This is a genomic window from Streptomyces sp. NPDC047043 (genome assembly GCF_040644055.1).
Classification (GTDB): Bacteria; Actinomycetota; Actinomycetes; order Streptomycetales; family Streptomycetaceae; genus Streptomyces.
Genome location: NZ_JBEYVO010000006.1, coordinates 228,114 through 242,610 on the forward strand (window position 1 = coordinate 228,114; position 14,497 = coordinate 242,610).

The window sequence follows — 14,497 nt, forward strand, 5'->3', positions numbered from 1 at the left end:
ACGAGTCGGGTGGCGAGCGGTGGATCGCGTCGTACGGGCCGTCAGGCGGCCTTCTTCCAGTCCTTGCAGCCGGTCGTCTTGAAGTAGCCGTCCGAGGTGCTGATGGTGACGACGGCCGTACCGGTCACGTTGTTGTTCGCGATGATCGAGTGGAGCGAGTGGTCGGCGTCCTTGGCCCGCTCCCAGTAGCAGGAGTCTTCGGTGTTGCCGGTGGACTTGTAGGTGCCGGGGGCGATGTCGGTGCCGACCCTGAACATGCCACCGTCGCCGGCCATCCCGGAAGCGGGCGTCCCCTTGGCCTTCGCCTTGAGGTCGACGGCCTCCCAGTCCTTGCAGCCGCTGGACTTGAAGAGCTTGTCGGTGGCCTTGACGGTCACGTAACTGGTGCCGCTGACGTTGTCGTTGGCCAGGATCGAGTCCATCTCGCCCTTGGCGTCCTTGGCGCGCTCCCAGTAGCACATGCCGTCGTCGTTGCCGATGGTGCGATAGGTGCCGGGCTTGACGTCCGAACCGACCTGGAAGTCGCCGTCCCCCGCGAACGCGGCCTTCTTCTCGGCGGCCTGCTTCCCGTCGGCCTTCTTCGCGCTGTCGGACCTCTTGCCGCCGGAGCCGTGCTGCGACTGCGCGGACGCCGAGGAGCTCTTGCCGCCCGTACCGCCGCCGTTCCCGTTGTCCCCGGCGTTCGCCGAGACGACCCCGATGACCACGACCCCCACGACGGCGCCCAGCGCGACCTTGCCCTTCATGCCCATGACTGTGTCCCCCCTCGGACCACGGCGACCACCTCCGTTCGGCGATCGCTTGTTCGCTGGGTCAATAAGAGCAGAGCGTGTGAACCGAGTCAACACGATTCACGGAGTGGGATGTGTACACGGCCGTGAATGGGTAGGTCTTGCGTACGTCGGTATGCTCGCTGTCACACGTGTGACGCGGGGCGCGGCACGGCAGCGGGACGACGAGGGGAGCCGGGCGGGTGCAGGACAACGCGACAGAGGTGACCGCCGCCGGAATCGCCCGGCTGGCCGGCGTCGGCCGCGCCGCCGTCAGCAACTGGCGCCGCCGCCACGCCGACTTCCCCAAGCCGGTCGGCGGCACCGAGACAAGCCCGTCCTTCGCACTCGCCGAGGTCGAGGCATGGCTCCGCAAGCAGGGAAAACTCGCCGAGGTCCCGCTACGGGAGCGGGTCTGGCAGCAACTCGCGGGGCACCCCGAGGGGCCGGTCACTGCGCTCACGCATGCCGGGTGCGTCCTGCTGCTCATCCATGACCGGCCGACGGTGTGGCTGGACGTGAGCGCGGCGTCGGACACGGTGCTGGCGGCGAAGCTGTCGGGGGCGCTGGAGGAAGTGCTGGTGCCGCGGTTCGGGGCGGTGCCGCGGAGACGGAGTGTTCACACGCGGGCGGCCGGCGGTGCGGCGGCGGGTGTTCACACGCGGGCGGCCGGGGATGCAGCCGCGGGTGTTCACACGTCGGCGGCCGGAGGGGAGGCGTCGGGTGTGAACTCGCCGTCTGCTGTGAACGGCCCGCACCCCGTGAACACCCCCACCGCACCCACCGCACCCGCCGTCCACGCCCCCACCAGCCCCCAACTGCTCCCCTCCGCCCCCCTCTTGCGCGGCGCCGCAGAACTCGCCGCCGAGATCGGCGCCCGGCAGACCTTCGAGTTCCTGCTGGGGCGGCACCTCGACGCCAACCCGCGCCAGTACACGCTCACCCCCGCCGAACTCGCCGCTCTCATGGCCGACCTGGCCGGCCCCGCCCGCACCCTCCTCGACCCGGCCTGCGGCACCGGCGCCCTCCTGCGCGCCGTCCCCGCACGCCCCGACCAGGAGCTGTACGCCCAGGACAGCGCCCCCGAACTCGCCGCACTCACCGCCCTCCGGCTCGCGCTGAACACCCGGGCCACCGTGCGCGGAGCCGCCGGCGACACCCTGCGCGCCGACGCCTACCCCGGGCTGCACGCCGACGCCGTGCTGTGCCACCCGCCGTTCAACGAACGCAACTGGGGCCACGACGAACTCGCCTACGACCCCCGCTGGGAGTACGGCTTCCCGGCCCGCAACGAGTCCGAGCTCGCCTGGGTCCAGCACGCCCTCGCCCGCCTCAAGGACGGCGGCACCGCCGTCCTGCTCATGCCCCCTGCCGCCGCCTCCCGCCGCTCCGGCCGCCGCATCCGCGCCGACCTGCTGCGCCGCGGCGCCCTGCGCGCCGTCATCGCCCTGCCGGTCGGCGCGGCACCGCCGTACAACATCCCCCTCCACCTGTGGGTGCTGCGCCGGCCCGACAAGGCGCCCGCGCAGCCCGAGGTGCTGCTCGCCGACACCGGCCAGTACGCCACCGAGGGGCGCGGCGGGCCCGACTGGCGGGCCGTGCGGGAGGCCGTGCTCGACGCCTGGCAGGACTTCGACCGGGCCGGAACGCTCGACGAACGCCCCGGCCTGGCTCGCTCCCTCCCCGTCATCGACCTCCTCGACGACGACGTCGACCTCGCCCCGGCCCGCCACCTCCCGCCGCCGACCGCGGCCGACGGCGCCGACGCGCTCACCGCCGTACGCGAACGGCTCGGCGAGACCCTGCGGCTGACCGCCGACCTCACGCCACCGCCCGCGGACTTGACGCAGCCCGCGCCCCGCTGGCCGTTCACCACCGTCGGCGAACTCGCGCGCGGGGGCGCCCTCGTGCTGCGCACCGGCGGAAACGGCGGCCACGCGCGCGTGCCCGTCCTCACCGACAACGACGTCCTCGCCGGGACCGCCCCCTCCGGCGCGCTCCCCGAGAGCGACGAGGAGGCCGTGCTGACACAGCCGGGCGACGTCGTCGTACCGGTGCTCGGCGGCGGCTCGGTCGCGCGCGTGATCGACGACGCGACCGGGGGCGCCGCCCTGGGCCGCAACCTCGTGCTCTTGCGACCCGACCCCACCGCCGTCGACCCCTGGTTCCTGGCCGGCTTCCTGCGCGGCACCGCCAACAACCGCCAGGCCAGCAGCTACGCCTCCACGGCCACCCGCCTGGACGTCCGCCGCCTCCAACTGCCCCGGCTCCCGCTCGACGAACAACGCCGCTACGGCGCCCGCTTCCGCGCCCTCGACGACTTCGAACGGGCGCTCAGGCACGCGGCCCGACTCGGTGAACAGCTCGTGCGCGGGATGTACGACGGCCTGACGGACGGGACGGTCGCGCCGGACTGATTCGCTCCGGATCGTGGGAAGCGATCAGGGTCGCGATCAGGGTTGTGATCAGTACGACAACGGTTCGGTGCAACCCGGGACCGGTTGTCCGAGTCGGCCTATACGCTCGAACTCCGAAACACAGCCAGCCCGTCACTCGCACGTCCGTCCCCATCGGCTTCACCGGTCCAGGAGCAGTCATGTACGGCCCCGGCGCGCCGCCGCCCACCCGCACCGCGGGTTCCGTCATCACTCTGCGCGTGCTGTTCGCGGCCGCCGGCTTCCTCTCGTGCGGCGTCCTCGCGTGCGTGCCGCTGTTCCGGGTCGCCTTCCTGCGCGGCCGGTGGTTCAACTGGGCGGCGGCCTGGCTGAGTCTGCCGCTGTCCATCGTGTGCTTCGCGGTGGTCGGCTCGGTGAAGGAGAGCGACGTCAGGGGCGACATCGCGCTCGCCGCGGTCCTGCTCCTGGGCGCCCTGGCCAGCGCCTACTTCGTGGTCATGGACATCCGACTGGACGGCCGGCAGCGGCAGTTCGCCGGTTACGCCCCGCCCCAGGCACCGACCATGCCCTCCGGCTACGGCTACCCGCCGCCGTCGCCGTACGCGAACACGCAGACCGGGCTGCAGCCCCCCATGCCGCACACGCCGATACCCCAGCCCCAGGCCCCGACCCCGCAGCCGCCCGTCTCCCACGGCCCCGTACCGCCCCCGCCGCAGCGCCCCGCGCCCGCCCGCATAGACCAGGTGCGCGCCGAGCTCGACGAGCTCAGCGACTACCTGCGCAAGCACCCCGGGCATGACGGCAACCACGAGGGCGGAAGGTGACCGTGACGGCAGGACGTGTCGTTGCCGACCGCTATGCCCTGTCCACGCTCATCGGGCAGGGCGGCATGGGCCAGGTCTGGACGGCGTACGACCAACGGCTCGACCGGCGCGTGGCGGTGAAGCTGCTGCGTCCCGACAAGGTGGCCGGGCAGGAGGCCGACGAACTGCGCCGCCGCTTCGTGCGCGAGTGCCGGGTGACCGCGCAGGTCGACCACCCCGGACTGGTCACCGTGCACGACGCGGGCAGCGAGGGCGAGGAACTGTTCCTCGTCATGCAGTACGTCGACGGCGCCGACCTCTCCGACCACCTCGCCGAACACGACCCGTACCCCTGGCAGTGGGCGGTCGCGGTCGCCGCGCAGCTGTGCGCCGTGCTGAGCGCCGTGCACGCCGTGCCGATCGTCCACCGCGACCTCAAGCCGCGCAACGTGATGGTGAAGCAGGACGGCACGGTCACGGTCCTCGACCTCGGTGTGGCCTCCGTGATGGACACCGACACCACGCGCCTGACGCACACCGGTTCACCCATCGGTTCGCCCGCCTACATGGCGCCCGAGCAGGCCATGGGCGGCGCGGTCGGCCCGTACACCGATCTGTACGCGCTCGGCGTGCTGTTGCACGAACTCCTCAGCGGAGACGTCCCGTTCGCGGGCTCCACGGCACTCGGCGTGCTGCACCGGCACCTGTACGAGCCGCCGGTGCCCGTGCGCCGTATCCGACCCGAAGTCCCCGAGGCGCTCGAAGCCCTGGTCCTGCGCCTGCTCGCCAAGGACCCGCAGCACCGCCCTGCCTCCGCCCAGGAGGTCTACGAGCACCTGGCACTGCTCCTGCCCGCGCGCGGGACCCCCACCGGGGCACCGCTCGACCCCACGCGCCCCTTCCTCCGCCCGCACGCCCCGTGGCCGGACCGCGCGCGTACCCCCGCGCCACAGCCCGCCCCGGTCTCGCCCGCCCTCGAGAGGGCCGAGAAACCGGACGTCGCCCGCGCCGTCGACGAGGTCAAGCGCCTCCTCGGCGAGGGTCGCATCACCCAGGCCGTCGACATCCTCGGCGCGATCCTGCCCGCCGCCGCCGAACAGCACGGCGAGCACTCCCCGGTGGTACGTACCCTGCGCAAGCAGTACGCGGCCACGCTCATGGACGACGGCCAGTACCGGCGCGCGCTGCCCGAACTGCGCCGCCTCGCCGACGAACGCGCCGCCGAGGCAGGCCAGGCCGACCCCCAGTCGCTCCGCTTCCGCTACGAGGCCGCCCAGTGCCTGGAGTCGCTCGGTGAACCGGCGGCGGCACTCGCCGAGTACCGCGCGCTGCTGCCGTACTACGAGAACCAGTACGTGGCCGGCGACCCCGAGCTCTCCCACGACGTCCGCCGCCGCATCGGCCACCTCCTGCTCGCCCTCGGCGACCGCGGGGCCGCCCACGAAACCCTGGCGCGCCTGCTGATGGACGTGGAACGGCTGCGCGGCCCGGGCCACCCGCTCGCGACCGAAATCCGCCGCACCCTGCAGTGGCTGGGGCAGGTGCGCGGCTAGATTTTGCCGAGCCCTGGGAGTCTCTTGTGATCTTCCGGGGTTTGAGTTTCCCGAACATATGGGCGGCGCCGGATATGTTGCCGTTCGTTTTACGCCAGGCAACGCACAACCAGGGGTGGGGTAACCATGGCCGGCCATCGGCAGTCCAAGAAGCGCAGATACGTCACCTGGGGCGTCGCCGGTGCCGCCGTCGTCGCCGGTGCCGGCATCGCCGCGCAGACCTCCATGGCCGCCACCACCTGGCCCGCCCAGAAGACGTACACCGGACGCGCCTTCGACACCTGCGCCGCGCCCTCCCTCTCCGCAATGAAGGCCTGGCACACCGGCTTCTACGCCGCCGCCGCCGTCTACATCGGCGGCAAGAACCGCGGCTGCTCCCAGCCCAACCTCACCGCCTCCTGGGTCAAGTCGGTCAGCACGGTCGGCTGGAAGCTCATCCCGCTCTACGTCGGCGCCCAGCCGCCCTGCGGATCCGGCGGCTCCGAGAAGATCAGCGCCTCCACCGCCGCGTCGGTCGGCAAGAGCGAGGCGGACGACGCGGTGGCCAAGGCCTCGGCGCTCGGCATGAAGGCCGGCAGCCCGATCTACCTGGACATGGAGTCGTACGACACCACGAACGCATCCTGCAACAACGCCGTGCTGACGTACGTGCGCGCCTTCGACAAGGAACTGCACGCCAAGACGTACCGCACCGGCTACTACGGCTTCACCAGCTCCAGTGCCAAGGCGATCGCCACCGCGACCGACAAGACCGACCTGCCGGGCAACCTCTGGTACGCCCTGTGGGACAAGCAGAACACCACGACGGCGGACTGGCCTTGGGGCTCCACCCAGTTCACCAACCACAGCCGCGCCCACCAGTACATGGTCAACAGCAAGGAGACGCGGAACGGCTACACGATCACCGTGGACCGTGACGCGTGGGACGCGCCGGTGGCCATCACGGGCTGACCTCCGGCACCCGAAGGACGCGGCGGTGCCCGAAATCGCGGTGAATCGTTGGTCGAATGGGTTGGCCAGAGCTTGGCCACTGCCTACCATCGATCACCGCAAGACTTTGTGCACCGTCGCACAATCTCCTCGGGAGGCTTCCTTGCACCGCCGCCGTCGCACCGCGCTCCTGCTCACCGCCGCGATCGTCGCTGCGGCCCCCCTCCTCACCGCCTGCGGAAGCGACGCGCATCCCGGCGCGGCAGCCGTCGTCGGCGGCCAGCGGATCACCGTGGCGCAGCTGGAGACCCGGGTGAACGAGGTGCGCACGGCACAGCGCGCGGCCGTGTCGGACGACGCGCAGTACAAGCAGGCCGTCGCCCAGACCGGCAGCCTCACCCGCGACACTCTGCACGGCATGGTCCTGGACCGGGTGCTGCACCGCGCCGCCCAGGACGCGAGCGTGACCGTCTCCCCCAAGGAGATCCAGCAGATGCGCACCGGCCTGGAGCAGCAGGTCGGCGGCTCCAAGGCCCTCGAGACGGCCTGGCTGCAGCAGTACGGCGTCGCCCCGCAGCGCCTCGACGACAACCTCCGCCTTCAGCTCGAGGCCCAGAAACTCGCCCAGAGCCTCGGCACCGACACCAGCAAGCCCGCCTTCTGGAACGCCCTCTCCAAGGCCTCCAAGGAACTGAACGTCGACCTCAACCCGCGCTACGGCACCTGGGACGTCCAGAACAGCAGCCGGGTCGACGCGAAGACGCCGTGGGTACGCGAGGTCACTGCCACGCAGCAGAAGGCGTAACGGCACGGCGGTTCCTGAAACCGGGTCGTCCGCCCGGCCTGTGGATAACTCGTGGGGCTGTCGGTGACGTGCGTTAGCTTCGAACCGTGAACGCAACCAGCCCCGAAGCCGCCCCCGGCCGCATCGTCCTGCTCACCACCAGCCACCGCGTCGCGCCCGGCCTGCTGTCCTGGCCCGCCTGGCAGGCGCTGCACGCCGCCGACCGCGTGCTGTGCGCGGACGGTGCGCACCCGCAGCTGCCGTATCTGCGGGAAGCGGGCATACGGGTGGACGAGGCGAGCCCGACAGCGGAGGAACTCGTGGCTGCCTGCGCGGGCGGCCGCACGATGGTCGTGGTCGCGACGGGCGAGGGCGAACCGACCCTGACCGACGGCCTGGCCCGCCTGGCCGGCTCCGGCCGCGTGCAGATGCCCGAGCTGGAACTCCTCCCCGCCTCCTACGACCTGCCCGGCGCCCGTCTCCTCGACCTGGTCCAGGTCATGGACCGCATCCGCGCCGAGTGCCCCTGGTCCTCCCAGCAGACCCACAAGGGACTGGCGAAGTACGGCATCGAGGAGGCGTACGAACTCGTCGAGGCGATCGAGGAAGGCGACCGCGACGAACTGCGCGAGGAACTGGGCGACGTCCTGCTCCAGGTCGTCTTCCACGCCCGCATCGCGGAGGAGGACCCGGACACGCCCTTCTCCATCGACGACGTGGCGGCCGGCATCGTCACAAAGCTCATCCACCGCCACCCGCACGTCTTCGGCGACGAGACGGCGTCGACGCCGGAAGAGGTCAAGGAGCACTGGCTCCGAACGAAGGCGATAGAGAAGCAGAGAAAGTCGCTGACGGACGGCATCCCCCTGGGCCAGCCGGGCCTGGCACTGGCATCGAAGCTGGCGTCGCGGGTACGGACGGCGGGGCTGGAGGTGCCGCTGCCGAAGGGCGAGGGCATCGGCTACGAACTCCTGGCTCTGGCGGTGCGCGCCGAGGCGGAGGGCGTGGACCCGGAAGCGGCACTGCGGGCGGCCGGGCGGGCCTACCGGGATGCGATCAGGGAGACGGAGGGCTGAGATCGCCAGCTAACGTCGAGGTGTGACCAACCAGCCCGCCCCCGACCCTCATGCCCCCGAACTCTTCACCTGGGAGTTCGCCACAAACCCCTACCCGGCCTACGCCTGGCTCCGCGACCACGCCCCCGTCCACCGCACCCGACTCCCCAGCGGCGTCGAAGCCTGGCTGGTCACCCGCTACCAGGACGCCAAACAGACCCTCGCCGACCCCCGCCTCTCCAAGAATCCCGCGCACCACGACGAACCCGCCCACGCCAAGGGCAAGACCGGCATCCCGGGGGAGCGCAAGGCCGAGTTGATGACGCATCTGCTCAACATCGACCCGCCGGACCACACCCGCCTCCGTCGACTGGTGAGCAAGGCGTTCACGCCCCGCCGCGTCGCCGAGTTCGCCCCCCGGGTCCAGGAGCTCACCGACCACCTCATCGACCAGTTCGCGGCCAAGGGGGAAGCCGATCTCATTCACGAGTTCGCCTTCCCGCTGCCCATCTACGCGATCTGCGACCTGCTCGGCGTCCCACGCGAGGACCAGGACGACTTCCGGGACTGGGCGGGGATGATGATCCGGCACGGCGGCGGGCCGCGGGGCGGTGTCGCGCGGTCCGTGAAGAAGATGCGCGGCTATCTCGCCGAGCTGATCCACCGCAAGCGCCAGGCCCTCCCCGAAGCCCCCACCCCCGGCGAGGACCTCATCTCCGGCCTCATCCGCGCCTCCGACCACGGCGAGCACCTCACCGAGAACGAGGCCGCGGCGATGGCTTTCATCCTGCTGTTCGCCGGCTTCGAGACCACTGTCAATCTCATCGGAAACGGGACGTACGCCCTTCTCACCCACCCCGAGCAGCGCCACCGCCTCCAGGACTCCCTCGTCGCCGGCGAAAGCGGCCTCCTCGAAACCGGCGTCGAGGAACTCCTCCGCTACGACGGCCCCGTGGAACTCGCCACCTGGCGCTTCGCCACCGAGCCGCTCACCATCGGCGGACAGCACATCGCACCCGGCGACCCCGTCCTCGTCGTACTCGCCGCCGCCGACCGGGACCCGGAGCGGTTCGCCGATCCGGACACCCTCGACCTGGCCCGCCGTGACAACCAGCACCTCGGGTACGGCCACGGGATCCACTACTGCCTCGGCGCACCGCTCGCCCGGCTCGAAGGCCAGACCGCGCTCGCCACACTCCTCACCCGGCTCCCAAACCTCCAACTTGCCCAGGACCCCGCCGAGTTGAGGTGGCGGGGCGGGCTCATCATGCGCGGACTGCGTACGCTTCCGGTCGAGTTCACCCCGATTGAGCCACTGCATCCCCCCGGTCAAAGGTGAAACGCCCTCTACTCTGTGATCTTCACGTGATCTACGCGGCATTAACTTGTGACAAGTGATCGAGTGCCGATACGTTCACGGATCAACGACGGCGCCCGAGTTCCATGCGCCGCGGTCATTGCTGTCTCGCGAAAGGCCTCCGCATGCTCTCCGGGAACGGTCGTCACCGTCGCCCCCGCCAGGCTCCGGCACTTCTCGTCGCGGCCGGAGTGACCGGCTCCGCCATCGCCATCCCGCTCCTCGGGGCAGCGAGCGCGAACGCCGCCGACGGCACCACCTGGGACAAGGTGGCGAACTGCGAGACCGGCGGCTCCTGGAGCGAGAACAGCGGCAACGGCTTCTACGGCGGGCTCCAGCTCTCCCAGAAGAACTGGGAGAAGTACGGCGGCCTCGACTACGCCCCGAGCGCCGACCTCGCCAGCCGCAACCAGCAGATAGCCGTCGCCGAGAAGCTCCTCGACGACCAGGGCGTCGGCGCGTTCCACACCTGCGGTCTGACCTCCGGGCTGAGCAAGAGCTCGGGCTCGGCCGACGTCGACACGGGCATTCTGGGCGACAGCTCCGATTCGTCCAGTTCGTCTGATTCTTTGGACGGTTCGGGCTCGACCGGTCTGTCCAACTCTTCGGGCGAGTCGTCGAGCAACTCGTCCGACGGCACGTCCTCGGCGGACAAGTCGGCCTCGCCCTCCACCTCTCCCGACTCCTCCGCGGACTCCAAGGGCAACTCCAGCAAATCGGACAAGTCGGCCTCGCCTTCCGTCTCTCCGTCCGATGCGCAGTCGGCCGACAGCTCATCCACAGGCCGGACGAACAGTGACGACTCGGACAAAGCCGAGCAGGCTGCGGGCTCTTGGGCCCTCGTCGACACCGGCGCGACCGGCACCGGCCGCCATCGTGGCGCCAGCGCCGACGAGTCCGCCGCCGACAGTCGTACGGACGACACGTACACCGTCCATGCCGGCGACACTCTCGCCTCCATCGCCGACTCCCTTGACCTGGACGGCGGATGGCGCGCGCTCTACGCCGAGAACAAGAAGGCCATCGGTACCGACCCGAACCACATCTTCGCCGGTCAGACCCTGCAACTCCCTGCCGAATAGGGCGAAAAGCAGAGGGAGTTCGCGTCACACTTCGCGCCGAATGTCCGCTTTGGCGAAAGTGTGGGATGAGTCTCAGAAGCCCTGATCGTCTTTGAAATTCCCCGGATTCCCTGTCTACGGTCGTCACCGCTCGTCACCACGAGCCCCGGCTGCCGCAACGCCGAATCCTGCCAGCGGCCGTACGGGAACAGTCGTCGCGTAAAGCGCCGTAGGCAGGAGCGGGGGACCCAAGGTAAGTGCCGGGTCCGGCAGTTGAGGCCGTATGGCCGAAGGCAGCCGGAACCGGCTTGGGGTGAAGTCGTGCACCGGGAGGTGCGCGGCAGGGCAACTCAACCGGCCCTAACCCGACAGCTCACCTCGCAGGCGTCGGTGAGGGGATCCTTCCATGCTGTTTTCCGGCAAGGGCAAGCACCGTCGTCCGTCCAAGGCCACCCGCGTCGCCGCGCTCGCCGGCGTCACCGGTGTCGCCATCGCCGCCCCGCTGATGGCGGCCGGCAACGCCTCCGCCGCCACCGCCTCCGAGTGGGACGCCGTCGCCCAGTGCGAGTCGGGCGGCAACTGGTCCATCAACACCGGCAACGGCTACTACGGCGGCCTGCAGTTCTCCGCCTCGACGTGGGCCGCGTACGGCGGCACGAAGTACGCCTCCACCGCCAACCAGGCCAGCAAGGCGCAGCAGATCGAGATAGCCGAGAAGGTCCTCGCCTCCCAGGGCAAGGGTGCCTGGCCGGTCTGCGGCAAGGGTCTGTCCGGCGCCACGTACAGCGGTTCCAGCAGCTCCTCCAGCTCCTCGAACTCGGGCAGCACCAGCACCCGCTCCTCCGAGCAGAGCGCCTCCCGCTCCTCCGAGCGTCCGACTGTCAAGAAGTCGACGAAGACCGTCACCACCCCGACCGGCAAGAAGGTCAAGAAGGGCGACGGCGAGTACAAGGTCGTCAAGGGTGACACCCTCAGCTCCATCGCCGAGAAGCACGGCGTCAAGGGCGGCTGGCAGAAGCTGTTCAAGCTGAACAAGGACATCGTCGAGGACGCCAACCTCATCTACCCGGGCCAGCAGCTGCACCTCAAGTGACAGCGGGCCGGTAGCTGAACCACAGCGCCCTGACAGCCGTGTCCTTCACTATGGAGGACACGTGAGGGCCTCCCCCGTCCCCACGGGCTCCCCGCTCCGGTGCGTGTTCCCCCGTACGCACCGGGGCGGGGCTCTTTTTGCGCCCACGCTTTGTTCCGTTCGGAAACAATTTACTCTCGGTTCCGCTCAAGGGGTGGTCGGCAGCGTGGCCGATCGGCCGGAGACGGTTAGGCTCGTCTCGCAGAGCCACTGCGCTACTGCCGTAGCCGCGTCACATCCATGAAGGAGATGCTCGTGCCGTCCATCGACGTCGTCGTAGCCCGGGAAATCCTGGACTCCCGAGGCAACCCCACGGTCGAGGTCGAGGTCGGCCTCGACGACGGCAGCACGGGTCGTGCCGCCGTCCCGTCCGGCGCCTCGACGGGTGCCTTCGAAGCCATCGAGCTCCGCGACGGTGACCCCAACCGCTACCAGGGCAAGGGTGTCGAGAAGGCCGTCCTCGCCGTCATCGAGCAGATCGGCCCGGAGCTGGTCGGCTACGACGCCACCGAGCAGCGTCTGATCGACCAGGCGATGTTCGACCTGGACGCCACCGACAACAAGGGCTCCCTCGGCGCCAACGCCATCCTCGGCGTCTCCCTCGCCGTCGCCCACGCCGCCTCCGAGGCCAGCGACCTCCCGCTCTTCCGCTACCTGGGCGGCCCGAACGCGCACCTGCTGCCGGTGCCGATGATGAACATCCTGAACGGCGGCTCGCACGCCGACTCCAACGTGGACATCCAGGAGTTCATGATCGCCCCGATCGGCGCGGAGTCCTTCTCCGAGGCGCTGCGCTGGGGCACCGAGGTCTACCACACCCTCAAGAAGGTGCTGAAGACCAAGGGCCTGTCCACCGGCCTCGGCGACGAGGGCGGCTTCGCCCCGAACCTGGACTCCAACCGTGCCGCCCTCGACCTCATCCTCGAGGCCATCAAGGAAGCCGGCTACGCCCCGGGCGAGCAGATCGCCCTCGCGCTCGACGTCGCCGCCTCCGAGTTCTACAAGGACGGCAAGTACCTCTTCGAGGGCAAGGAGCGCTCCGCCGCCGAGATGACGGAGTACTACGAGGAGCTCGTCGCGGCCTACCCGCTCGTCTCCATCGAGGACCCGCTGTTCGAGGACGACTGGGCCGGCTGGAAGGTCATCACCGACAAGCTCGGCGACAAGGTCCAGCTCGTCGGCGACGACCTGTTCGTCACCAACCCGGAGCGCCTGGCCCGCGGTATCGAGGACGGCGCCGCCAACGCGCTGCTCGTGAAGGTGAACCAGATCGGTTCGCTCACCGAGACCCTGGACGCCGTCGAGCTCGCCCAGCGCAGCGGCTTCAAGTGCATGATGTCCCACCGCTCCGGCGAGACCGAGGACGTCACCATCGCCGACCTCGCCGTCGCCACCAACTGCGGCCAGATCAAGACCGGCGCCCCGGCCCGCTCCGAGCGCGTCGCCAAGTACAACCAGCTGCTGCGCATCGAGGAGATCCTCGACGACGCCGCGGTGTACGCGGGTCGTTCGGCCTTCCCGCGCTTCAAGGGCTGAGCCTTCCCGAACGTCCGCTCTGCGGACCACGGGCACAGTAAGGGCTGACCCAACCAGGTCTAAGCCTTAGCCAGTCGTACGTACGTCCCCGTACTCGGTCCCGTACCGTGTGCGGGGACGTACGCGCGTGTGAAAGGGGAAGCGGAGATGGCCGTGAAGGACCGGGACCGTTTCTCCACAGCGACCAGGATCAGGCTGCTCGGCGAGCAGACCGCGGCCCGCGTCTACCGCTCCCAGACCAAGCGGCAGGCCCGCCGCTCCCGGCTGACCGGCCGGGCCGCGCTGCTCGTGCTGGTCCTGTGCTCGCTGGTGGTGGCGCTCGCCTACCCGATAAGGCAGTACGTCTCCCAGCGCGCCGACATCGCGGATCTCCAGCGGCAGAAGGAACAGGCCAGGCAGCGGGTCGAGCAGCTGCGCGACCTCAAGGCGCGCTGGCAGGACGACTCGTACGCCGAGCAGCAGATCCGGCTGCGGCTGCATTATGTGATGCCGGGGGAGACGGGCTACGTCGTCATCGACCCGGACGCGGCCAGGAAGGCACGCCTCGACCACACGGCGGCCGACCGCCCCTGGTACGCGAACGTCTGGGACGGGGTCGACAAGTCCGACGCCTCCGACCAGTGAACTGACCAACGAGAAAGACAGGCATGGAAACGCCCCCGCCGCCCACCCCGCGCACCGAGCCCACCGACGCCGACGTCGAGGCCTTCAAGCAGCAGCTCGGGCGGCCCCCACGCGGGCTGCGCGCCATCGCGCACCGCTGCCCGTGCGGCCGGCCGGACGTCGTGGAGACCGCGCCGCGGCTGCCCGACGGCACGCCCTTCCCGACGACGTACTACCTGACGTGCCCCCGTGCCGCCTCGGCGATCGGCACGCTGGAGGCCAACGGCGTCATGAAGGAGATGACCGAGCGGCTGCAGACCGACCCGGAGCTGGCCGCCGCCTACCGGGCCGCGCACGAGGACTACATCGCGCGCCGTGACGCCATCGAGGTCCTGGAGGGCTTCCCCAGCGCGGGCGGCATGCCGGACCGGGTGAAGTGCCTGCACGTCCTGGTGGGGCACTCCCTGGCCGCCGGCCCGGGCGTCAACCCGCTCGGCGACGAGGCGATCGCGATGCT

At 70.4% G+C, this 14,497-nt stretch carries 12 protein-coding genes, 1 pseudogene and 1 riboswitch; of the genes and pseudogenes, 12 read left to right on the plus strand and 1 reads right to left on the minus strand.

What is annotated here, in order from left to right:
* Positions 1–41: 41 nt before the first annotated feature.
* Positions 42–752: a hypothetical protein gene (locus ABZ880_RS11835; RefSeq protein WP_361260349.1), complete on the minus strand. Its 711-nt coding sequence runs from the start codon at positions 750–752 to the stop codon at positions 42–44.
* A 221-nt stretch (positions 753–973) separates the two neighbouring features.
* Here ABZ880_RS11835 and ABZ880_RS11840 point away from each other — a divergent pair, with 221 nt between their 5' ends.
* From ABZ880_RS11840 to ABZ880_RS11895, 12 genes and pseudogenes are all read left to right on the plus strand, one after another.
* Entirely contained in the window at positions 974–3,187 is a 2,214-nt protein-coding gene (locus ABZ880_RS11840) for an N-6 DNA methylase (protein ID WP_361260351.1), read from the plus strand.
* Between the two features lie 179 nt (positions 3,188–3,366).
* Positions 3,367–3,990: a hypothetical protein gene (locus ABZ880_RS11845; protein ID WP_361260353.1), complete on the plus strand. Its 624-nt coding sequence runs from the start codon at positions 3,367–3,369 to the stop codon at positions 3,988–3,990.
* A gap of 38 nt (positions 3,991–4,028) precedes the next feature.
* Positions 4,029–5,522, plus strand: a complete 1,494-nt coding sequence (locus ABZ880_RS11850; RefSeq protein WP_361260541.1) for a protein kinase — start codon at positions 4,029–4,031, stop codon at positions 5,520–5,522.
* Between the two features lie 126 nt (positions 5,523–5,648).
* Positions 5,649–6,473 (plus strand): glycoside hydrolase domain-containing protein, encoded by an 825-nt coding sequence (locus ABZ880_RS11855; protein ID WP_361260355.1) that lies wholly within the window; start codon positions 5,649–5,651, stop codon positions 6,471–6,473.
* 142 nt (positions 6,474–6,615) lie between these two features.
* On the plus strand, positions 6,616–7,257 hold the full coding sequence (locus ABZ880_RS11860) for a SurA N-terminal domain-containing protein (protein WP_361260357.1): 642 nt from the start codon (positions 6,616–6,618) through the stop codon (positions 7,255–7,257).
* Positions 7,258–7,343: 86 nt separating this feature from the next.
* The gene (locus ABZ880_RS11865; protein WP_361260359.1) at positions 7,344–8,312 is read left to right on the plus strand and encodes a nucleoside triphosphate pyrophosphohydrolase; all 969 of its coding nucleotides are present in this window, start codon (positions 7,344–7,346) and stop codon (positions 8,310–8,312) included.
* Between the two features lie 22 nt (positions 8,313–8,334).
* Positions 8,335–9,630, plus strand: a complete 1,296-nt coding sequence (locus ABZ880_RS11870) for a cytochrome P450 (RefSeq protein WP_361260360.1) — start codon at positions 8,335–8,337, stop codon at positions 9,628–9,630.
* Between the two features lie 143 nt (positions 9,631–9,773).
* On the plus strand, positions 9,774–10,730 hold the full coding sequence (locus ABZ880_RS11875; protein ID WP_361260362.1) for a transglycosylase family protein: 957 nt from the start codon (positions 9,774–9,776) through the stop codon (positions 10,728–10,730).
* Positions 10,731–10,924: 194 nt separating this feature from the next.
* A riboswitch (cyclic di-AMP (ydaO/yuaA leader) is annotated at positions 10,925–11,111 on the plus strand.
* 4 nt (positions 11,112–11,115) lie between these two features.
* Positions 11,116–11,802 (plus strand): transglycosylase family protein, encoded by a 687-nt coding sequence (locus tag ABZ880_RS11880; protein WP_361260364.1) that lies wholly within the window; start codon positions 11,116–11,118, stop codon positions 11,800–11,802.
* 288 nt (positions 11,803–12,090) lie between these two features.
* Positions 12,091–13,377 (plus strand): phosphopyruvate hydratase, encoded by a 1,287-nt coding sequence (eno, locus tag ABZ880_RS11885; RefSeq protein ID WP_361260543.1) that lies wholly within the window; start codon positions 12,091–12,093, stop codon positions 13,375–13,377.
* 147 nt (positions 13,378–13,524) lie between these two features.
* The gene (locus ABZ880_RS11890) at positions 13,525–14,001 is read left to right on the plus strand and encodes a septum formation initiator family protein (protein WP_361260366.1); all 477 of its coding nucleotides are present in this window, start codon (positions 13,525–13,527) and stop codon (positions 13,999–14,001) included.
* Between the two features lie 23 nt (positions 14,002–14,024).
* Positions 14,025–14,474, plus strand: a pseudogene (locus ABZ880_RS11895) (DUF501 domain-containing protein); the annotation flags it as partial.
* Between the last annotated feature and the right edge of the window lie 23 nt (positions 14,475–14,497).

What these genes read in the sequence shown, in the direction of transcription:
- ABZ880_RS11845 (WP_361260353.1), top strand. Translation starts at nt 3,367, where the DNA reads ATGTACGGCCCCGGCGCGCCGCCGCCCACCCGCACCGCGGGTTCCGTC.
- ABZ880_RS11880 (WP_361260364.1), top strand. Translation starts at nt 11,116, where the DNA reads ATGCTGTTTTCCGGCAAGGGCAAGCACCGTCGTCCGTCCAAGGCCACC.
- ABZ880_RS11890 (WP_361260366.1), top strand. Translation starts at nt 13,525, where the DNA reads ATGGCCGTGAAGGACCGGGACCGTTTCTCCACAGCGACCAGGATCAGG.
- eno (WP_361260543.1), top strand. Translation starts at nt 12,091, where the DNA reads ATGCTCGTGCCGTCCATCGACGTCGTCGTAGCCCGGGAAATCCTGGAC.
- ABZ880_RS11835 (WP_361260349.1), bottom strand. Translation starts at nt 752, where the DNA reads ATGGGCATGAAGGGCAAGGTCGCGCTGGGCGCCGTCGTGGGGGTCGTG.
- ABZ880_RS11855 (WP_361260355.1), top strand. Translation starts at nt 5,649, where the DNA reads ATGGCCGGCCATCGGCAGTCCAAGAAGCGCAGATACGTCACCTGGGGC.
- ABZ880_RS11875 (WP_361260362.1), top strand. Translation starts at nt 9,774, where the DNA reads ATGCTCTCCGGGAACGGTCGTCACCGTCGCCCCCGCCAGGCTCCGGCA.